This window comes from Flavobacterium psychrolimnae (genome assembly GCF_003312425.1).
GTDB classification, from domain to species: domain Bacteria; phylum Bacteroidota; class Bacteroidia; order Flavobacteriales; family Flavobacteriaceae; genus Flavobacterium; species Flavobacterium psychrolimnae.
The window spans coordinates 85,963-105,938 of sequence record NZ_QNUX01000004.1 but is presented as its reverse complement, the minus strand read 5'-3'; the positions used below and the strand labels follow the sequence as shown (position 1 = coordinate 105,938).

The following is a 19,976-nucleotide window of genomic DNA, read 5'->3' as shown; positions in this document are numbered from 1 at the left end:
TATCGTTTTAATAATATGAAAAAATATTGCTCTATTATCGTTGTTTTTTCTCTGTTTGCTTGTCAGCAAGAATCGGAATCCTTGACAACTCTCTATGCGTTGCCCAACAAATTAAAAGAAGTTTCAGGAATAATATACAGTCCTGAAACGGATTTACTTTGGACTTTGGAAGACCGTGGCAATGCCAATGCAATTTATGGATTAGACTCTAATGGCAAAATTGAGAGAACTATTACCATCGAAAACACAGAGAATATCGATTGGGAGGATATTACAAAAGATCAGGAAGGTAACTTATATATTGGTGATTTTGGTAATAATGATAATGAAAGACAAGATTTAAGCATTTATAAAATCGAAAAAAACGCTTTAACTTCTAAAGGTACAAATCCGGTTTATAAAGTTTCCTTTGCCTATCCGGAACAAAAAGATTTTCCACCTAAAAAATCCGAAATGTTTTATGATGTAGAGGGTTTTTTTGAGTTTAAAAATAATTTCTATCTCTTTACTAAAAACCGAAGCAAAGGATTTGATGGAACCGCATTTTTATATAAAATTCCAAATACACCCGGTTTTCATCAAGCGGTTTTAATGGGGGAATTCAAGACATGTGACGTGTATAATTCTTGTGCCATTACAAGTGCAACAATTAGCCCTGACGAGACTAAAGTTGCAATTTTAACTCATGATAAACTCTTTTTATTTGAAAATTTTCAAGGGGATAATTTTCTAAAGGGTACAAAAACAATATTAGAATTAGATCATTTTTCCCAAAAAGAAGCGGCTTGCTTCACCGACAATGATCGAATATTAATTGCCGATGAAAGAACCAAAAGTCTGGGAGGAAACGTTTACGATGTTTCCATAAAAATGTTAAAATCCAAATCCTAACCCAAAAGCTATTCGCGCTTCTTCACCTGCACTTTTAAAATAAGTCAGACGTGCCGTCAATGCATTCAGACCGTTAAGCCATAATCCGCCACCAAAAGATTGGTGCCATTTCTCTGAATTTTCGCCTTTTAACCAAACTCTCCCGTAGTCAAAACCTCCTAAAACTCCGAAAGACATTGGGATAATACTTCTTTTTATTTTGCCTAAATTCCAGCGTACGTCGCTACTTTGATAAAAGGATTTGTTTCCTAAAAAACGTTCGTTTCTAAATCCTCTTAAATCATAATCACCGCCTAAAGTGGCACCTTGATAAAAATCAAAATTGTTATTCAATACCATTTTTCCCCTCAGGATGGTGGCCAAAACTAATTTTCCGTTAGCATCAATTTTATGGTTAAAATTTAGTTTACTTTCTATGGCAGGGAAATTTCGTTTGGTGTCATCCAAATTCATTTTCCAAGTACCAGCAATCGAAAATCCCATTCCCATGGTTGGAAAGGAGGGAACATCGTAATTTTCAAAACTGTATTTTAAGGTTGCTCCGGCAAATTGTTGGTAATCAAAAACAGATGGACTTATATCTCCAGAAATGTCTACAAATCGATTCATGGTTTCTTCCACAGTGATTCTTTCAAAACTGGTTTGAAACTGGATGGCGCTTCCGTATTTGCCAACTCGTTTTATGGATGGCATCACTTTCAACATTTTGATACGAACGCGATTAAAATCCATTCCAAAAGTATCATCAGCATTCACCGTCTCATTTCCGTAACCAAAATAATTGATGGTAAAATTTGGACTGGTAAATCGACTTTCAAAATCTAAATTCCATTTGCCAAATAATTTTGGAAAATTAGCATTGTAAATCAGTTCATACCCTTTGGTGGCAAAGAAATAATTGGCTTTAAAACTGTGTTTTTGCGTATATGGATTTTGTTTAAAGTCATTGACAACATAACCACTGACAATTCCTAATTTGATACCGTCATCAGGATTAAAACCAATATTTGGAAGTGCTGAAAAGAAATTATATTTTGGTTTTTTATAATCATACAAACTCGTTTCATAGTCATCAGATAACAAAACTTTACTTTTAGAATCTAGATTATACGTATTGTTTTTTGATTTAAAATCATGGATTTTTATTTTTCTTCCATTTTCAACTACATACGAATCTTCGTTTTGTCCGCCAATTAGGCGTATTTTTATTCCCGAATTTGATGTGCCATTTACTTCAAAAATATCATCATCATCTAACCCATAAATCCATATTTTCTTTGTTTTTTTAGCGGTGAAATTTTTAGTGTACTGTAATTCGTCTGTCCCATTTTTCACACGATACACTTGGATTTCAAGTTTGTTTTTTTCTTTGTTCTGAATTATGAATTTATCTTTTTTATCTGTTCCAACAATCAAAACGGTGTGTTGCAATACTAAATAATATGTTGAAGCAGATTGATGCAATTCATTTCTTCTCAGTTTGAGTTTACGCTTGATGTCCTTGATTGTTTCGTCCTGAACTTCGTCTGGTAAATTTGTAAAAGCACCATCAATATCCGCATCTGAAAGGTTTTCCTGAATGTATTTTGCTTGTTTGATCCATTCATTTTCATCGGCACTTTTTATAAAGGCAAGATCTAACGGGTACGGTTCACGGTTCATCAATTTGACATTAGATATTTTCTCATTAAAAGGTTTCATGTGTCGTAATGCAACGTTTTTCATTAAAACAAATAGTAAAGCACCGTCATACTTTGTAAATGCTTGATCTCGGTCACGCGGAATTGGCTTGTAAATAATTTTCTTTCCTTCCTGATAGTCGCCCCAGCGCCATTGATCTTCATGTCTGTCCCAATCTCCTATGAGCATGTCAAACAATCTAGCTTTGATGTAGGCACTTTCATCAACAGAATATTTTTCGTCCTTGTGAAGGTTCTTCATTACGTCTTCCGTACTGATAATGGCTAGAGGATTGCCAAAACTAGTAACATTTATCTGGCTGTCCGTTGGTCGTTCTTCAACAAGGTACAATTCGTCACCAAAATTAGCATTGAAATTTTTCAACGCTTTGTGTTTTGGAATATAATACAGTTTCGGGTTGGTATGCGCCACACCAATTTTTGCGGCTAAATTCCCCACAGCAAAAGGAGTGTAAGGATGCGCGGTTGTATAAAAATCAGATAACAAATCGTCGGCATACGTGTTCTCAAATTCGTCTTGAATAAATTGGTTTTTAAATGCCACTGCTTGCAGGAAACGCGTGGTACTTTTTTTCATGGCACGCATCACATATTCTTTGCCGTTCTTATCTGTGAGTTGCAATGAATTTGACTGATGGCCACCACCGGAACGTTTGGGTTGCAGTCCGCCAAAAAGGGTGTCAATAGTAGTTGTTGCTGCTGCTATTGGCAGGCTGTAATATTTTCGGTAATGGTTCCCAAAGAAGAATCTGTAAAATCCTGATTTCTTAGTTTGTTTGTTCGTATAAATGCTTGAAGTAGTCGTTTTTGGAAATGTACTAGGGAAAACTTTGGTGTTATAATCGTCTTTTTCATCCAAGACCAATTGCTCGTAAATAAGTTTTTCTTTGTTATCTTCCTTACCAAAAAAAGAAACTTTTGCGGCTCCATTTTCATAAACAGCCAACGTTGCATATCCATTTCGACCATACGAAAAATCATTGGGGAAAATTGCTTTTGCAGCTTCTGATTTGGAACCCGCGCCACTGATAATTTGTTTGATATTGTCTTTTTCAATGTATTGCAAATTGTGGTCATGACCTGAAACTACAATAACATTATCTTGATTTTGCAATAGTGTTTTTACTCTTTTTATAAAAAGGGTGTATTGTTTGTTTTGAATGTCTTGCGGACTTACACCAGAGGTTTTTCGTAAAAAATTGGCAAAAGAACCTAAAACCGGAAGTGGAATTTTTTGTTCCAATGGAAAAAGTTGTTTCTCTACTGAAAATTGTCCTCCATGAGATCCATTACTCATTAATGGATGATGCAAAGCTAAAATGACTGTCTTTTCTTGGTTTTTAATTAGAAGATTTTCAAACTCGACAAAAAAAGCTTCTCGGGTTTTTATCGTGCAATCATCGTTTATAGTCGGACTGTTATCCCAATCTTCCAGAAACCATTGGCTGTCAATAGTAATTAAAACCAGATTTTTATTTATTTCTAAATCATCAATACCACAGCTTTTTCTGGGAAGGAATGACTTTTTATCGTTGAGGTATTCGGTTACAAATTTAGCCTGACGTTCTAATCCTTTTATGCCACTGTACCAATCATGATTTCCGGGAATGAAAATAGTTTGGCCTTTGAAATTTTTAGATAATTTTAGTTGATTTGTCAGTTTACTTTCGGCAATAATGCGTTCGTTCGTAAGTTCAGTATTGGGCAATCCTTTTGGATAAATATTATCTCCAAGAAATAAAAGAGTAGTATTTTCTGTTGCTTTTTTTAATCTATTTTCCAGATCTGCCAGTGTTTGTTTTGCTGTTTTTTCATTGGTGTTTCCGGCATCGCCAATTAAATAAAAAGTATGCGCAATTTTTGAACTGTCTGTTGCGTTCAGAGTAACTGGATTTTTGATGTTTTGTCCAAATTGTGCGTGATGCGTTGCACATGATTGCATCATTAATCCCGATAAGAATAATATAAAACCTGCTTTATTGAATGTAATAAAACAATTATCAGAAAATAATTTCATAATTTAGTAGTATAAAAATATGTCCATGAATCTAGTAGAACAGGCCAAAGACTTTGTTGAAAAATTGTTCAAAGATAAACTTTCTTCCTCATATACCTATCATAATCTAAAGCACACAACTGATGTAGTTTCCGCTGTTCATAAGCTCGTTGATTCTCAAAATATAGTGTCATCTGATAAAGAAATTTTGCTCGTTGCTGCATGGTTTCATGATGCAGGATACATTAACGGTTGCTGCAATCATGAAGAAAGTAGCGCTGCGATAGCGACAAATTTCTTAACTGAAAACAATCAATCGGCGGATTATATAGGGAAAGTGGCTGATTTAATTCGTTCTACAACGTATGGATATTTGCCAAAAACGCCTCTTGAAAAAATAATTAAGGATGCGGATTACTACCATCTTTCCACTGATGAATATACATCAAGCTGTAATGCGTTGCGAATAGAGTGGGAGAATTTAAACCAAAAAACATATTCTGATGCCGATTGGGTAGCTGAAAACATCGATTTTTTATCGAACAGACATCAATATTATACTGATTTTGCTTTGGAAAATTGGCAAGCATTAAAGGAGAAAAATATAAAAAGATTGCAGAAAAAAAGAAACAAAATGGAATTGAATACCAATAAAGAATTAGATAAGGAATTAAAAAAACGCGAAAAGGAGGAAAAGCCTGATCGTGCTATTGATACTTTGTTTCGGGTAACGTTGAACAATCACACCAGTTTAAGCGGTATTGCTGATAGTAAAGCTAATATCTTACTTTCGGTAAATGCTATTATAATTTCTATAGCGCTTTCTACTTTAATCCCAAAATTAGACAGTCCAAGGAATGCGCACTTGATGATTCCTACTTTTATCATGCTGATGTCCAGTGTAATTACTATTGTTTTTGCAATACTTTCGACACGACCAAAAGTGACTAAGGGGATTTTTACTCGTCAAGATATCGAAGACAAAAAAGTGAATTTACTTTTTTTTGGAAATTTTTATAAAATGGATCTGGCAGAATACCAATGGGCGATGAATGAAATGATGAAAGACAAGGAATACCTGTATAATTCAATGATTAAAGATTTGTATTTTTTAGGAGTAGTTCTCGAAAAAAAATACCGTTTATTACGAATTGCTTATAATTTTTTTATGATAGGAATTGTTTTATCCGTAATTGCTTTTGTGATTGCTTTCAAAATGGTGTAAGTCTAATTTAACTCATCCAACAAATCTTGGTACGAAAAGCTTTTTTGAGTTTCGTCTGTATTTTTATTGCTGACTTTTACACGAATGGCTCTAAGTCCTGAAACTCCTTGTAATTCCTCCACTTCAAATTGTTCTACGGTAGGTTCCAAAACATTTTTGAATTGTAAAAACTTGATGTAATTCAAATATTCGGTTTCTTCGTTATTGTGCGAATAAACAATCGTGATTTTTTCTTTCTCGGTAATCCGTTCTTTGGTTCCTTTGATATTGGCTTTATCAATGCGTTTTTTCACCACTTCATAGCGGGCATTGTACGTGCCATCCACATCAAAACGTTTTTCGTCCATTCTGAAGCGTATTGAAATGGGTGAACTAAAAACTAAAATCAATGAAGTTACATCGAGTTCATACGGTAAGGAATATTTCAATTGGTGATGTTCCAATTCCATTTCACATAAGGTTTGCAACTGCCACAACCTCAAATTATGCAGATACATGGTGTCAAAAGCTTTTGATGGAGCAATAGAAGATCCAATGTAAAGATTGTGTTCTACGCCATCCGTTTTGAAACGTTCGTAATAATGAGGATAAATATTTTGTGCTTCGGCTTGTTTTTTATCAAGAATTGAAGCTAATTTTTTATTGATAATCGACATGGCGTTATCGAATTTCTTTCTCGAATGATAAAACATTCCTGATTTTTCATCCAGACTTTCAAAATAATTTTTTTCCAAAATTTCTCCTGCAGAATCCGTTTTAGTATTTCTTAAAATGGGATGGATTTCATTTTCAATATAAAGCTGAATTTGTTGCTCCGTATCTGCTTTCAAAGGCGAATCTAGTTGTTTTAGTAGCGATTGCAGTTCGAACTTTCGTTGTTCCAATAAAACTAAATTCGTCTTTGTTTTTTGATTGTCAAAGATTTGGATAAGCGCATTCAACTGGTTTTTTAAATCCTCTTTTACGGTTTCATTTCGGTGATTTGAAGAACCTTTAATATCAATTTGTCCATATAAAGGATAAACTTCCTTGAAAACAATTTCTTTAAAAATGTAATCTCTAGTCTGTGTTTGAAAATATTTCTGTGCTTCTTTTCGGAATTTCCAATATACACTTGGGTGAATTGCCGTATATTCTCTTTGGATTATTGCCTCAATTTGGTTTTGCATATCCGTGTTGTATCGTTCCACCGTATCAATCAAATAAGGTAAAATCAAGTCCAATTTGCTGGCATTAATGCTGTTCAGCTCTCTCGGACTGGCTGAAACAAGCTCAACTACTCCTAGAAGCATTCCGTTTTTTATAATAGGCGCAAAAATACAACTGTGAATGTTTTGGTTTAATAAATGACTACCAAATATTTGGTTTCCGGGTTCGCGAGCAAATTTTTCTACATTAGAAATGGATAGGACTTTGTTGTTTTCCAATAAATTTTCAAAAGAACAACCCAACAGTGCGTTTTTGCAAGGTACTTCTTCTTCAGTTGAAAGAATAAAGCTGCTCAGACTAGTGTCATTCAACGTTGGTTTTACAAATTTATCTTCCTCTGCATTGTAAACAATTACGCCAACTCTTAAATCAGCTATTTTAAAAATGGAACGAAAAATGGATTCGAAATTTTCTTGTAGCGCTATTTGTTCTCTTTCCGGTTTCAAGAGATTACTTTTCAACTTAGAAATGGAACTTTCGGTAGTCGCATCAAAAAGAATAGCGATGCCAAAACCTTTTAGAATCCAGCTCTCAACCGGAAATTTCTCTTTCCATAAAGCAAGGTCATCATAATTATCCATCAACAAATCGATGTCGTCTTGTGATAATTTGGGTGATTTATCAGTGGCAATTATTTCTAAAAAATCAGCATTGTACAAAATACGATACTGATTCATGATTCCTTTTTTGTTAGGAATATCGTAAAATAAGGGTTTGTTGAAATCAATTTTCTGACCATAAAATTCATTCAAAATCAGTGTACAGCTCATCACGTAGAATTGATGTTCATCAAAGTCCCGAATCGCTATGTCAAATGATACACCTGCTTCATTTACTATTTTTTTGAAGCGTTCTGTATAATTAAAAGTAAAATTCTGAAACGGAATTGTTACAGCTTTGATTTCATTGTTCGTTAAAGCGGTCGGGAATAAATCAGCTAATAAGTATTGAATTAAAGTTTCCTTTTCTTGGAGTAAATCCAAATTTTCAATCCCTGTTCTAAATTCGGGAAAAGGTTCAATTTCTTTGAGTAATGCTTTAGCATAATTCGCTCGATAATCTACATTGGTAATCGCAATTTCCTCCAAGGCTTCTATGAGCTTATGAAATGAAATCATGGTTTTGAACGGACTTTCTTTAAAAAAAATTTGAGCCATTTTCTTTTGTTTTGGAGAAGCAAATTTACAAATAAACCAAATTTCAATGGTTGGTTTTTACGTTTATTTCGAAAAAAAATCTCCAACTACTTTCGTAATTGGAGATTGATATTTATGAGTAGCGTTTTTTTAACAGCGACTGAACACTGAACTAATTACTAGCTACTAACTTTTCTCTTCTTTGTTAAAATAAACTAAGTAATAATACATTTGTTTCTCTTCATCCCATCCTTTTTCTACATATTTTTCAGCACTTTCAGGGTTGATGAAATCCATTTTAATTTGGATGTGCGTATCTAAGTTAATAACGTTTTTGATTGATTTTCTAGCATCAGAAACCGCTGCATTCGCAATAGGAAAAGTAGTTACATCTTCAATGCTGTACTTTTCTCCTTTGTCCATTTTGTAGTTTTTAAACTCTGGAATAAGGTCTGGATTGTCTAATACTTCATTTAAAAATTCAGTTTCTTCAAATTCATCGTTTTTGGCAAAATAGTTTACCGAACGGTTCATAAACATCACTTCTTCTTTCTTGTCCTCGGCAGGGAAAACGACATCTTTCGCAAAGTTCTGACAGAATTTCAAATATTTTTTAGTGATAAAGTTTTCATCTTCAAAAGCATCCACAGATAAGAAATGCTCTAGCCAATATCTGGCATCATAGCGGTTACTGTCAACAGTTAGGATTTTGTATCCTTCTTCTTTTTTGTAATTAAAGATAATACAACCTTTGTCCAGCTTATTCAAACTGACACCTTGCTGCAAAATCATTTCTAAGTGCGTTGCTTTTTCTTCAAACTGCAAAAAATCCGCTTGAATCTCACTTTTGAAAATTCCTATAGCATCCACCACATTATTATCAATGCTCACGTTCGTTAAATACGTTACGTAAACTTCACCATTCTTAATGTGCGGATGGTTGGACTGCTCAAATAAGTGCGTAGTAATTTTTTTAGAAACGTCATGAATCGTACTTGGATTATCAAAAACTTCCGTTGCAAACTTGAACATATCATTGTAATCCAAATCAATTTCATGGGCAAACTGAAAATAGTTTTCTTCTTTCTCTCTAAAAGGTTTAAAGAAAAATTCTTTCATTAAAGGCACAATCTCATCATTCAGATTAAACGGTTGCTCCGATAAAAAAATGGCTTCGTTTCTACTTTTATTACCCACTCTGTGAATGGATAAATTTTCGATGTGTGTGTTATATAAGTTGATCATGTTTTTTTATAGGTTCAAAGGAGCAAAGATACTAAGGTTTTAAATTCGCTCTTTAATTTTTCGAGTGAATGAACTTAACATTCTTTCTATTTCTCTGCTTTCTCCGTATATTTTGTTAAATTGAATTTCGTTGGTATATTTTAAATTGAATGATATTTCAAGTTGTGTTTGCATTTCGAATAATGAAGCTATCGCAATATTCAAAAATTTCAAATAATCTTTGTTACCGTCTCTGCCATATCCTTCAGCAATATTACTTGGAATTGATATTGAACTTCTTCTGATTTGCGAAGTCAAACCGTAAATTTCTTCTTTTGGAAATGAATTTGTTAACTGGTAGATATCTGTAACTAAAATCATAGATTTTTGCCAAATTAATAAGTCTCTAAATGTACTCATACCTCTTTATTTTAAAAGCCTTTGAATCTTTGTTACTTTGAATCTTTGTATCTGAAAATTAATTCCAATTCTCCTCAAATCCATAATCTTCAAAACTGTCATCGCCCTCAAACATATCCAGATCATCTTCGTCTAAGCCATCTTCAAATTCAGCGTTGTAGTCATCGGCATTGTCAGATTCAAAGTTTTTTTCCATTGCTTCATCCGGCATTTCTCCATGAGAAAAAATAGTTTCAGGATATAAATTTCCAACAACTTGATCTTCTACAGCAGCAAGCTCTACAAGGAATGTCCACATATTTATGAAATCATAGACATATAAAATTTTGGTGTTTTGCTTGTCTAAAATATCGGATAATTGGTAATCACTCATGATTTTTTGTTCGCCTGGAACATCACCGGTATCAAAAAGTGAAATCTCCTCTTCTTGGTTCCAAGTTTCATCACAAGTATAAAAAGAAGCCACTTCCATTCCGTCAAAACCGAAGGAATTGAAAATTGCATTGTGCAAATCTTCTAAGGTATCGTCTTCAAGTATTGCAATGTCTCTAAAAACATCTTCTTCCGCGTCTAGAATCACTCTAAATTTATAAACCATAATCTTTGTTTTTATGAAAGGTCAAAGGTAAAATATAATTTTAGATTTAGATTTCAGATTTTCGATTTGTTGATAATATTTTTGCGTATGCGTTAGCAAGGAATCCATCAATATCGAAATATTTTCGAAGAAAAGGAAAACAGTAAATCTTGTTTTAGAACTAAATATGTACCCTCGAAGTTAAAGTTTTTAGTCGTTTGGTTTAATTTTAAAAACACTTGCGACTCTTTTTCGGAACTGATGGTATTTTTTATGAGTGGGATATTGTCTATTTGATGTCATGTTGTTAAAAACCAAAGCTACGGCTAGCAAAATAAGTACACCGCTTAAAACAGGAGAAAATACATACCAGTAGCCTAAATTTTTTATTTCGTTTGAGCCAGTTACCGCTATCAGTGCCGTTGCGCCGCCTGGAGGGTGTAATGTTTTAGTCATTTGCATAAAAACAATAGAGAGGGAAACAGCAAGTGGAGCGGTTAACCAAACTATATCAGGAACGAATTTATATACTGTAACCCCAATAATCGCAGAAATCAAGTGTCCTCCAATAAGATTTCTCGGCTGTGCCAATGGACTTTGGATTACACCATAAACCAATACGCTCGATGCTCCAAAGGAACCGATTAAATAAACCACATCAGATTCTGGCAGTGTTTGAGATTGTAAATAAGCGATTAATCCAATGCCTATAAAAGAACCGAGAAAAGCCCAGAAATGTTCTTTGAAATCAACCAAAGTTTCTTTGTACAGAATGTATTTGGTTTTGCGGTAACTCCTTTTTATTTTTTGAACTGCCATCGATAATTATTTTGCTAAACTTGGAGAATAGGAATATACTGTGAAAGGATAAATCATTTTAGCCGTATATTTTGAAATCAAACAAACTACTAGAATTGGAAGAAACAACGTGTAATCATTGGTTAAACCGCAAACCAAAAATAGTGCTGTAAAAGGCGCATGAATACTGGCACTTAAAACGGCTGCCATTCCTATTATGATGAAGTTTAGCGGAATTACATTGGCATTGAAATACGTGTTGAGAATCAATGCGAGCAATAATCCTAAAAAGGCACCAATAAACAAGCTTGGAGCAAAAACGCCACCATCTCCTCCAGAAGCTAAAGTGGCTGATGTTACAATAGGTTTCAAAACTAAAATCCCGATGAAAGTAAGTACCATTGAAACTGAAAGTACCATTCCATTTGGGTTAATAAAAATAGTTTTGATGGCATAATATCCTTCGCCATAAAGCTGTGGAAATATAAAAAGAGAAACGCTTAAAATTATAGATCCGAAGATGATTTTGAAATAAGGCACTTTTATTTTCGAAAATTGTTCTTTGAAAAATAACACGCAACGGGTTAAATAAACCGAATTTATTCCTGCAATAATCCCAAGAAGTACAAAGTAGGGAACAGCTCGTAAATGCCAAGTCATATTATGTACTGCAAATAAAGGTTTTTCGTCCAACAAATAAATAAGTCCAAAAGCGATTGAAACGGCTATCAAGTTTGTTAATACAAATGCTCGAGTTACTTTTCTGGAGATTACTTCGAGCGAAAATAAAACTCCGGCAATTGGGCTGCTGAATAATGCGGTAATTCCCGCCGCAACTCCCGCACAAATTAACTCGGTTTTGTATTGTCGGAATACATTTTGTTTCCTTTGTGCAACAGAACCAATCGTTGCCGAAGCGACAACTGTGGAAACTTCGATTCCAGTAGAGCCACCAAAAACGACTGTCAATAAGCCGTTAATAAAATGAGAAGGGATTTTATAACTGGGTAAATTCTTTGAATTGGAATTAGTGCTTTCAAAAACTTCTTTTATGCCTTTATTTTCCTTTTTCTTGAATAAATATTCGCGCAGAAAATAAATAATTGACAATCCAAAAACGGGAAAAACAACAAAGAATATTGGATTTACAATCGTTTGATGAAAAAAGATTTCTTCATAATATTCGGTTGTGTTTTTTAAAATAACGCCTAAAAAAGCAGATAGAAAACCAATTAATATGGATACAATAACTAGTTTTTGAACTTTAATGATGCGATAATTTTTTTTAATTTGTGTGGTATTGTTCATTTGAAAAATTAATTATCTGAGTATTACAAAATTAAAGAAACAAAATCGGAATCGAATTGAAAAAAGGGTTGAACTATTTTCTTTTGCGATTTAGATATTATTTTTACTTTTTTATAAACAAAAACGCCTTATTTTTCATAAAATTCAACCGGTAAGTTATCTGGATCTGCGATAAAGAAGAAGCTTTTCTGAGTAAATTCATCAATACGAATTGCTTCTGCAGTTATATTTTTATTCACTAAATAATCTCTTGTTTTTTGAATGTCATTCACTTCAAAAGCTAAATGACGCATACCAGCCGCTTCTGGAGTGGAAGGACGTTTTGGCGGGTTTGGAAATGAGAATAATTCAATCACATATTCTCCGTTAAGTGCCAAATCAAGTTTGTATGATTGTCTTTCTTGACGGTAGATTTCCTGAATTATTGTTAATCCGAGAACGCTTGTGTAGAACGTTTTTGATTTTTGATAATCGGAACAAATAATAGCGATATGATGAATCTTATTGAGTTGTAGCATTTGTATTTTAATTAAGAAAGCCTAATCGGTTGATTAGGCTTTAGTTTTTTATTTTTTTGCATCGGAACAAAGTCCCACAATTTCATGGAAAGTGTCGTGTAAATCAGTAATTGATTTCACAATTGCGGCATCAGTTCCATTAGATTTTACTAATTTGTGAAGCGCTTTACTTTTAAGTTGTAATCGTTCCGCTGAAGCTAAAATAGCGTCAGTTCTAAATTCTGTTGGAATATCTGATTTTAATAACATCGCTGCTTTGTTCATCATTTCTTCCGAACGTGCTTTTATTGGAGCCAAATTTCCTTCTTCTGCCGGATGGAAAGTTTGCGACATTACTTCGTGAAATTCTTTTATGGCAGGCCATTTATCAAAAGTGGATTGTGCCGAAACAGAGTTCGCGACAACGATAAGTGCCAAGACTAGAAATGTTTTGAGATGTTTCATTATGATTTGTTTAAGTTGTTATAACAAAGATAGGAAAATTTAGTTTTGAGAAATTGTAATTCCAATATTCATTATTCATTCAATTTCCGAATCACTTTTGCAGGATTTCCTACGGCCAAAGAATTGTCAGGAATGTCTTTTGTAACCACAGAGCCAGCACCAATTACACAACCATTTCCGATAGTGATTCCCGGACAAATAACTGAATTACCGCCAATCCAGCAATCATCGCCGATGGTTATAGGCAATGCATTTTCTAGTGTTTTTCTCAGTTCAGCATCCAGCGGATGAGTAGCGGTGTACAATTGAACGCCTGGAGCAAAAAACACATTGGAACCAATAGTGACTTTGGCGCAGTCCAAAACAACACAGTTTACATTGAAATAGACATTTTCGCCACAACTAATATTGTAGCCGTAATCACAAAAAAATGGAGGTTCAATATAAAGATTTGCTCCTGCATTAGGAATCAGTTCTTTCAGTATTTCTCTCGCTTTTTTGGTAACTCGATATTCAGTAACATTTAATCGGTGGAGTAAATTTTTAGATTTCCGTCTGTCTTTTACTAAAACAGAATCGCCTGCCAAATAATATTCTCCTGCAATCATTTTTTCTTTTTCAGTTATCATATTATATTTTAGTTTTAGCTATTTTATCATGAATTTTAAGTGTTTCCTGCAGTGCTGCGCTTCCGTACCAAAGTGTTAGTTCAGCTTCCAGAAGTTTCGATTGTACCGCTGGATCTGTTGCTACAAATGTTTTAGCTTCTTCTATACTACTGGCGTTAAAAATATAAATGCCTCTATAATTACGTTCGTTTTTCATGAAAGGACCTGCCACAACCAGTTTTCCTTCTTTGGCTAATTGATTGATATTAGCCATGTGACCCTCAAATAGTTTTTTAGTTTCTTCTTTAGTTGCAGTTGTATTGCTTCCTGTTTTTAATAGACAAAAAACATATTGCTTCATTCCGTAATCATCTGCATTCAGCGATTTTGCCAGCTTTTCATCAAATGCTGATTCCGTTTCTTGAGAAAATATCGCAGTACTAAAAGAGAACAATAAAAGGAATAAGATTAATTTTTTCATTTTTTCAGAATTTGATTTTACACAAATTTAAGGTTTTCATTAATAATATAAAAAATACGTGATTTTAAATTCGGAATGTATTGATTAAAACAACTCATCCTGTAATTTCAACAGTTCAGTATTAACTTTTTCCGATTCTGATTTTTGCTGTAGATATTTGCTTCATCAAAATCAAACATTATGAAACCATCATTTACGCATCATTCCAATCATTCTCAGAAAAGTCTTAAATCGATTTTTTCATTTGCCTTTCTGTTATTTAGTCTAGCTGTTTTTTCACAAAATACAATTTCTGGAAAGGTGGTCGATGAAAAAGGAAAACCCGTTTCTGGCGCTAATATTTTTATCGAAGGAACTTATGACGGCGCTTCCAGCAGTGAAACGGGTGATTTTAGTTTTACAACTACAACAACCGGAAATCAAACTTTGGTGGTGAGTTTCCTGATTTATGAAACTTCTAAAACAGTGATTGATGTGGCTACTTTTCAAAATAAAATCATCAAATTACGAGAAAGTGTTACATCGCTCGATGCGGTTGTTATTACGGCCGGAACATTAGAAGCCGGTGACAAAGCTAGAGTTTCAGTTTTGAAACCATTAGATATAGTAACTACTGCGGGTTCGGCGGGAAATATTATTGCGGCTTTGCAAACATTGCCGGGGACACAAACGGTAGGTGAGGACGGAAGATTATTTGTTCGTGGTGGCGAAGCCAATGAAACACAAACCTTTGTAGACGGAATTCGTGTCGCGCAACCGTATGGCGCAACCACAAATAATTTGCCAACACGAGGAAGGTTTTCTCCTTTTCTGTTCAGCGGAATTTCTTTTTCTACAGGTGGATATTCAGCGGAATACGGCGAAGCGTTATCCAGTGTTTTATTGTTGAATACACAAGATGAGCCAGACCAAAATAAAACTGAAATCTCTTTGATGACCGTTGGTTTAGGAATAGGAAATACCCAAAAATGGGCAAAAAGTTCGTTGAGCGTCAATGCGAATTATATCAATTTAGCGCCTTATCAAGCAGCAGTTCCTCAAAACGTCGATTGGAACAGTCCTTTTCAATCGTTGTCTGGAGAAACGGTGTATCGCTATAACTTCAATAATGGGATTTTGAAAGTGTACGCTGCTTTTGACTCTTCAAAATTTGATATTAATCAGGAAAGCATCAATTCAGCGGAGAAAATCAGAGTTGATTTGAATAACAATAATTTTTATTTGAATTCGTCTTACAAAGGCGTTTTTGGTAACAATTGGCAAATTACTTCTGGATTGAGTTATGGTTACAGCAACAACAAAATAAATTTAGATTCAGATAAAGTGGCGAATGATGAAAATGCGGCCCATTTGAAATTAAAATTAAGAAAAAGCTTTTCAGAAAGAGTTAAAATATCCTTTGGAGCGGATTATTTTGTGACCCAATTCAATGAAGATTTCAACGAAAATTCAGGTTCGGTTTTCACCAATGGGTATGATTCGAACATAGCAGCTATTTATACCGAAGCTGATATTTTCTTCTCTAAAAAATGGGCTGCAAAAGTTGGAATAAGGGCTTCAAATAATGATTTGCTAAACGAAACTGCTATCTCACCCCGAATTTCATTTGCGTATAAAATGGCCAAAAATAGTCAGTTTTCATTTGCGTATGGCGATTTTACCCAAACTCCAAATGCCGAATATATCAAGTATTCCAGTAATAATCAATTTGAAAGCGAAAAGGCATCACATTACATTTTGAATTTTCAGTACAATAAAAATGGTAAAACATTTCGTGCTGAAACCTATTATAAAGACTATCGCAATTTAGTGAAATTCGATACTGAAACAGCACGTTATAATTCGGTTTTTGATAATTCCGGTTCGGGTTACGCGAAAGGGTTGGATTTATTTTGGAGAGACGGAAAATCAATCAAAAACTTAGAATATTGGGTTTCCTATTCGTACATCGACACAGAGCGAAATTATAAAAATTTTAGTTCGCAAGTGACGCCAAGTTTTATTGCAGCTCACAGCTTATCAATCGTTACTAAATACTGGATAAACGACTGGAAATCACAAATAGGCTTCACGAATTCCTACAGTTCCGGGCGTCCCTACAACAATCCAAATGAAACGAAATTCATGAATGGAAAAACAAAATCGTACAACAGTTTGAGTTTCAATTGGGCGTATTTATTGAGTCAACAAAAGATTTTATATTTCTCAGTCTCCAATGTTTTAGGTTCTCAGAATGTATTTGGATACGAATACGCAAACAATTCGGACAATGCAGGCTTTTACAACAGAAAAGAAATTATTCCTACAGCCGATCGTTTTTTCTTTGTAGGATTCTTTTGGACCATCAGCAATGATAAAAAAGACAATCAGTTGAGGAATCTTTAAAAGAAGTCATAATATCTTAAAGTGAAAGGTCTAAAGTCCTTGTAAACGAAAACTCTTTAAACTTTATGACTTTCGACTTTACGAATTTCAACTTAATCACAATTCATCCTTCAAAATTGACAGTTCAGTATTTTTAAATTTTAAACCAATAGAAACCGAGATACTTTTGAAGTATAAATAACACAATGTTTCAATCATCAAAAAAATAACCATTTAAAACCAAGAAATCATGACAAAAGTTATCACCACAATCGTATTTTTTATCTGTAGTTTAGTATCTGCTCAAGGGCAATTTGAGCAAGGAATGGGAAAAGCCTTCCAGTTATGGGGCGAAGGAAAGAACACCGAAGCTTCGGATTTATTTGAAAGAATTGCCGCTGCAGAAAAAACAAGTTGGTTGCCTAATTATTACGTGGCATTGGTAAATACAACAACTGCTTTTAGAACAAAAGATAAAGATCAAATGAATTTATTACTTTCGAAAGCACAAAAATCATTGGATACAGAAATGGATAAGAATCCAAATAATGCCGAATTATTGGTGATGCAAGCGATGATTCATACGGCTTGGATTGCTTTTGATCCAATGACAAACGGACAAAAATTATCAGGAACCGTGATGGAATTGTACGGGAAAGCCCAAGCAATTGCTCCAGAAAATCCAAGAGTTGTTTTTGGTAAGGCCGAATTTGAAATTGGTGGAGCGCAATTTTGGGGAACTGATACCAAACCAATGTGTGCCCAAATTGAAAAAGCTATTGGACTTTTTGCTACTTTTAAACCGGAAACACCTTTTTCGCCAAAATGGGGATTGGACAGAGCTTTAGCAGCACAGAAAAATTGTAAATAGGAGAATTGGAAGAAAAAAGACAGAAACTTTTTCTGAATTGCATCAGAATAAATATCAAAATAAAATGAGCAGAATATACAAAGAACTTCAAAGAGCGATAAAATTGACACTTATTATTTTTGCTGTGATTCAATTAGTCAATGTGATAATGGGAAGTGAAATTTATTTTGGTAAAAGATTGTTAGTAAATTTTTTATTCACAATGATGTATACTTTTTCTTTATACGCTGCAAACATGTTTCTTTTTTGGAAATTAGACTCTTATTTTGAAGATAAATTTTCGGTAAAAAGACTAACACTGGGATTTATAGGTTCGTTTTTAGTTTCATTATTAGTGATTTTTTTAATGCACGTATTTGAAGTAGTCGTGTATAATAAAAATTCTTTTGATTATTTCTTGGCCAACGAAAAACCTTCAAGTTATTTAGGGTCAATAATCATCACTTTTTTTGTCACATTATCCATTTACACCATTTCATTTTACAAAGCGTATAATGAAAACAAAGTAAAAGAACAGAAAATTATTGCTGGTACAGCTAACGCCAAATTCGAGAGTTTAAAAAATCAAATTGATCCTCATTTCCTTTTTAATAGTTTGAACGTCTTAAGTTCCTTGATTGAAGAAAATCCGGAAAATGCACAACGATTTACGACTTCATTATCTAAGATTTACCGATATGTTTTAGAACAAAAAGATAAAGAACTGGTTTCGGTAGATGAAGAACTGGCTTTCGCCAAAACGTATATGAATTTATTAAAAATGCGTTTTGAAAACAGCTTGTTTTATGAAATGCCCACAACTGCAATTTCGGCTGAAGCCAAAGTCGTACCGCTTTCTTTACAGCTTTTATTGGAAAATACGGTGAAGCATAATGTGGTTAGTGAGCAAAGACCATTGCATATCCGGATTTACGTGGAAGGCGATTATCTGGCCGTTCAAAACGATTATCAAAAGAAAGAAGTTTTGCAGGAGCGTCAAGGTGTTGGTTTGCAAAACATAATCAACAGATATGGAATCATCACGAATAGAAAAGTCCTGATTGCTCAAAATGAACAAACATTTACGGTTAAAATACCTATTCTAACAAAACAAATAACTGTTATGGAAACAACTTTAAACACCAATGAAAATACCGCATATTACAGGGCCAAAAAAAGAGTGGATGAGCTGAAAGGTTTTTACGCAAACTTGATTTCTTACTGTTGTGTTATTCCGTTTTTGATTTATATCAATTTAACTTTTTCACCACATTTTCAATGGTTTTGGTTTTCTGCAGCCGGATGGGGATTTGGATTAACGATGCATGCTTTCAAAGTTTTTGGTTACAGTTCCAATTGGGAAGAGAGAAAAATTCAAGAAATTTTGCGTAAAGATCAGCAGAAACAAACTTGGAAATAGGAATTAAAACATTTTAAACATAGAAAATTTAAATAAAAAATCATGGAAAATACATATCAAAATGAAGAGCGCTATTTTGAAGCGAAAAAACAAGTGGAAGAAATTAAAGGTTTCTATGGGAACTTGACTGCCTATATTGTCTTTAATATTGCTTTGCTAATCATAAATTTAGTGACCTCTCCGGAACATTTATGGTTTTTTTGGCCAATGTTAGGATGGGGAATTGGAGTGATTTTTCATGGTATGAAAGTCTTTAACTATATGCCGTTTTTTGGTAAAGATTGGGAAGAACAAAAAATTAAGGAGTTTATGGAAAAAGAAAATAGGAGAAAAGATACTTGGTCGTAATACCTAATTTTTTCAGTACAATTGAATCGCTTTTTTAAACAGTAAATGTCACTTAATCAAATCAAAATGAAAAGAAATTATAATTACGGGTTTGGAGAATTTCAACCGGAAGATAAGTACGCTGCCGCCCAAAGGGAAGTGAAGCGATTGAAAGGTTTTTATACGCATTTAATAGTGTATATAGCCGTAAACATAATGATTGTATTCATTAATATTAGAGATTTAGATCCAGGAGAAAGCTATTTCAAATTAGAGAATTTCTTCACGGCATTCTTTTGGGGAATAGGGATTGTGGCGCACGGATTTTCTGTTTTCTTGCCCAATTGGATTTTTGGAAGAAACTGGGAAGAGAAAAAAATCAAGGAGTTGATGGAGAAAGAAAAAAGTGAAAAATGGGAGTAAAAATGAGTTTTCAGGATTCATTCGCAGGTTTCAGTTAAACAAATAACCAGATAAACG

18 protein-coding genes are annotated in these 19,976 nt (G+C 33.8%); 7 read left to right on the top strand and 11 right to left on the bottom strand.

Going from position 1 to position 19,976, the window contains the following annotated elements; all coding sequences use genetic code 11:
- The first annotated feature begins 15 nt into the window (after positions 1 to 15).
- Positions 16 to 891 (top strand): SdiA-regulated domain-containing protein, encoded by an 876-nt coding sequence (locus tag DR980_RS05845; protein ID WP_113634322.1) that lies wholly within the window; start codon positions 16 to 18, stop codon positions 889 to 891.
- Here DR980_RS05845 and DR980_RS05840 read toward each other — a convergent pair.
- Complete coding sequence (locus DR980_RS05840; RefSeq protein WP_113634321.1) at positions 874 to 4,608, bottom strand: metallophosphoesterase; 3,735 nt, start codon at positions 4,606 to 4,608, stop codon at positions 874 to 876. The two genes, DR980_RS05845 and DR980_RS05840, sit on opposite strands and share 18 nt — an antisense overlap.
- 25 nt (positions 4,609 to 4,633) lie before the next feature.
- Between DR980_RS05840 and DR980_RS05835 the strand changes: the two genes are divergently transcribed.
- Positions 4,634 to 5,812 carry a Pycsar system effector family protein gene (locus DR980_RS05835; RefSeq protein WP_113634429.1) on the top strand — a complete coding sequence of 393 codons (1,179 nt, stop codon included), beginning with the start codon at positions 4,634 to 4,636 and terminating at the stop codon, positions 5,810 to 5,812.
- A gap of 2 nt (positions 5,813 to 5,814) precedes the next feature.
- Here DR980_RS05835 and DR980_RS05830 read toward each other — a convergent pair whose 3' ends face one another.
- The 10 genes from DR980_RS05830 to DR980_RS05785 form a co-directional block, all read right to left on the bottom strand.
- Positions 5,815 to 8,178 (bottom strand): GAF domain-containing protein, encoded by a 2,364-nt coding sequence (locus tag DR980_RS05830; RefSeq protein ID WP_113634320.1) that lies wholly within the window; start codon positions 8,176 to 8,178, stop codon positions 5,815 to 5,817.
- Between the two features lie 165 nt (positions 8,179 to 8,343).
- Positions 8,344 to 9,402 carry a nucleoid-associated protein gene (locus DR980_RS05825; RefSeq protein ID WP_091166825.1) on the bottom strand — a complete coding sequence of 353 codons (1,059 nt, stop codon included), beginning with the start codon at positions 9,400 to 9,402 and terminating at the stop codon, positions 8,344 to 8,346.
- Between the two features lie 39 nt (positions 9,403 to 9,441).
- Complete coding sequence (locus tag DR980_RS05820) at positions 9,442 to 9,801, bottom strand: four helix bundle protein (RefSeq protein ID WP_113634319.1); 360 nt, start codon at positions 9,799 to 9,801, stop codon at positions 9,442 to 9,444.
- A 58-nt stretch (positions 9,802 to 9,859) separates the two neighbouring features.
- Positions 9,860 to 10,399: an IS1096 element passenger TnpR family protein gene (locus DR980_RS05815; RefSeq protein ID WP_113634318.1), complete on the bottom strand. Its 540-nt coding sequence runs from the start codon at positions 10,397 to 10,399 to the stop codon at positions 9,860 to 9,862.
- Between the two features lie 189 nt (positions 10,400 to 10,588).
- Positions 10,589 to 11,197 (bottom strand): HPP family protein, encoded by a 609-nt coding sequence (locus DR980_RS05810; protein WP_113634317.1) that lies wholly within the window; start codon positions 11,195 to 11,197, stop codon positions 10,589 to 10,591.
- Between the two features lie 6 nt (positions 11,198 to 11,203).
- A complete protein-coding gene (locus DR980_RS05805) occupies positions 11,204 to 12,484 on the bottom strand; it encodes a chloride channel protein (RefSeq protein WP_113634316.1) in 1,281 nt (426 codons plus the stop codon).
- 128 nt (positions 12,485 to 12,612) lie between these two features.
- Complete coding sequence (gene gloA2 / locus DR980_RS05800; protein WP_113634315.1) at positions 12,613 to 13,002, bottom strand: SMU1112c/YaeR family gloxylase I-like metalloprotein; 390 nt, start codon at positions 13,000 to 13,002, stop codon at positions 12,613 to 12,615.
- Between the two features lie 48 nt (positions 13,003 to 13,050).
- The gene (locus tag DR980_RS05795) at positions 13,051 to 13,446 is read right to left on the bottom strand and encodes a hypothetical protein (protein WP_113634314.1); all 396 of its coding nucleotides are present in this window, start codon (positions 13,444 to 13,446) and stop codon (positions 13,051 to 13,053) included.
- Positions 13,447 to 13,517: 71 nt separating this feature from the next.
- Positions 13,518 to 14,075, bottom strand: a complete 558-nt coding sequence (locus DR980_RS05790) for a sugar O-acetyltransferase (protein ID WP_113634313.1) — start codon at positions 14,073 to 14,075, stop codon at positions 13,518 to 13,520.
- 1 nt (position 14,076) lies between these two features.
- On the bottom strand, positions 14,077 to 14,535 hold the full coding sequence (locus DR980_RS05785; RefSeq protein ID WP_113634312.1) for a YciI family protein: 459 nt from the start codon (positions 14,533 to 14,535) through the stop codon (positions 14,077 to 14,079).
- Between the two features lie 180 nt (positions 14,536 to 14,715).
- Here DR980_RS05785 and DR980_RS05780 point away from each other — a divergent pair, with 180 nt between their 5' ends.
- The 5 genes from DR980_RS05780 (at position 14,716) to DR980_RS05760 (ending at position 19,919) form a co-directional block, all read left to right on the top strand.
- Positions 14,716 to 16,920, top strand: coding sequence for a TonB-dependent receptor (locus tag DR980_RS05780; protein ID WP_113634311.1), 2,205 nt, complete (start codon positions 14,716 to 14,718; stop codon positions 16,918 to 16,920).
- Between the two features lie 229 nt (positions 16,921 to 17,149).
- Positions 17,150 to 17,770: a hypothetical protein gene (locus tag DR980_RS05775; protein WP_113634310.1), complete on the top strand. Its 621-nt coding sequence runs from the start codon at positions 17,150 to 17,152 to the stop codon at positions 17,768 to 17,770.
- Between the two features lie 64 nt (positions 17,771 to 17,834).
- Entirely contained in the window at positions 17,835 to 19,169 is a 1,335-nt protein-coding gene (locus DR980_RS05770; RefSeq protein ID WP_113634309.1) for a histidine kinase, read from the top strand.
- Positions 19,170 to 19,211: 42 nt separating this feature from the next.
- Positions 19,212 to 19,517, top strand: coding sequence for a 2TM domain-containing protein (locus tag DR980_RS05765; RefSeq protein ID WP_113634308.1), 306 nt, complete (start codon positions 19,212 to 19,214; stop codon positions 19,515 to 19,517).
- A gap of 66 nt (positions 19,518 to 19,583) precedes the next feature.
- Positions 19,584 to 19,919, top strand: coding sequence for a 2TM domain-containing protein (locus DR980_RS05760; RefSeq protein WP_113634428.1), 336 nt, complete (start codon positions 19,584 to 19,586; stop codon positions 19,917 to 19,919).
- Positions 19,920 to 19,976 lie beyond the last annotated feature (57 nt).

Bases quoted from the DNA above. Each gene is read 5' to 3' on its own strand.
- DR980_RS05845 (WP_113634322.1), top strand. From the start codon at position 16: ATGAAAAAATATTGCTCTATTATCGTTGTTTTTTCTCTGTTTGCTTGT.
- DR980_RS05840 (WP_113634321.1), bottom strand. From the start codon at position 4,608: ATGAAATTATTTTCTGATAATTGTTTTATTACATTCAATAAAGCAGGT.
- DR980_RS05835 (WP_113634429.1), top strand. From the start codon at position 4,634: ATGAATCTAGTAGAACAGGCCAAAGACTTTGTTGAAAAATTGTTCAAA.
- DR980_RS05830 (WP_113634320.1), bottom strand. From the start codon at position 8,178: ATGGCTCAAATTTTTTTTAAAGAAAGTCCGTTCAAAACCATGATTTCA.
- DR980_RS05825 (WP_091166825.1), bottom strand. From the start codon at position 9,402: ATGATCAACTTATATAACACACACATCGAAAATTTATCCATTCACAGA.
- DR980_RS05820 (WP_113634319.1), bottom strand. From the start codon at position 9,801: ATGAGTACATTTAGAGACTTATTAATTTGGCAAAAATCTATGATTTTA.
- DR980_RS05815 (WP_113634318.1), bottom strand. From the start codon at position 10,399: ATGGTTTATAAATTTAGAGTGATTCTAGACGCGGAAGAAGATGTTTTT.
- DR980_RS05810 (WP_113634317.1), bottom strand. From the start codon at position 11,197: ATGGCAGTTCAAAAAATAAAAAGGAGTTACCGCAAAACCAAATACATT.
- DR980_RS05805 (WP_113634316.1), bottom strand. From the start codon at position 12,484: ATGAACAATACCACACAAATTAAAAAAAATTATCGCATCATTAAAGTT.
- gloA2 (WP_113634315.1), bottom strand. From the start codon at position 13,002: ATGCTACAACTCAATAAGATTCATCATATCGCTATTATTTGTTCCGAT.
- DR980_RS05795 (WP_113634314.1), bottom strand. From the start codon at position 13,446: ATGAAACATCTCAAAACATTTCTAGTCTTGGCACTTATCGTTGTCGCG.
- DR980_RS05790 (WP_113634313.1), bottom strand. From the start codon at position 14,075: ATGATAACTGAAAAAGAAAAAATGATTGCAGGAGAATATTATTTGGCA.
- DR980_RS05785 (WP_113634312.1), bottom strand. From the start codon at position 14,535: ATGAAAAAATTAATCTTATTCCTTTTATTGTTCTCTTTTAGTACTGCG.
- DR980_RS05780 (WP_113634311.1), top strand. From the start codon at position 14,716: ATGAAACCATCATTTACGCATCATTCCAATCATTCTCAGAAAAGTCTT.
- DR980_RS05775 (WP_113634310.1), top strand. From the start codon at position 17,150: ATGACAAAAGTTATCACCACAATCGTATTTTTTATCTGTAGTTTAGTA.
- DR980_RS05770 (WP_113634309.1), top strand. From the start codon at position 17,835: ATGAGCAGAATATACAAAGAACTTCAAAGAGCGATAAAATTGACACTT.
- DR980_RS05765 (WP_113634308.1), top strand. From the start codon at position 19,212: ATGGAAAATACATATCAAAATGAAGAGCGCTATTTTGAAGCGAAAAAA.
- DR980_RS05760 (WP_113634428.1), top strand. From the start codon at position 19,584: ATGAAAAGAAATTATAATTACGGGTTTGGAGAATTTCAACCGGAAGAT.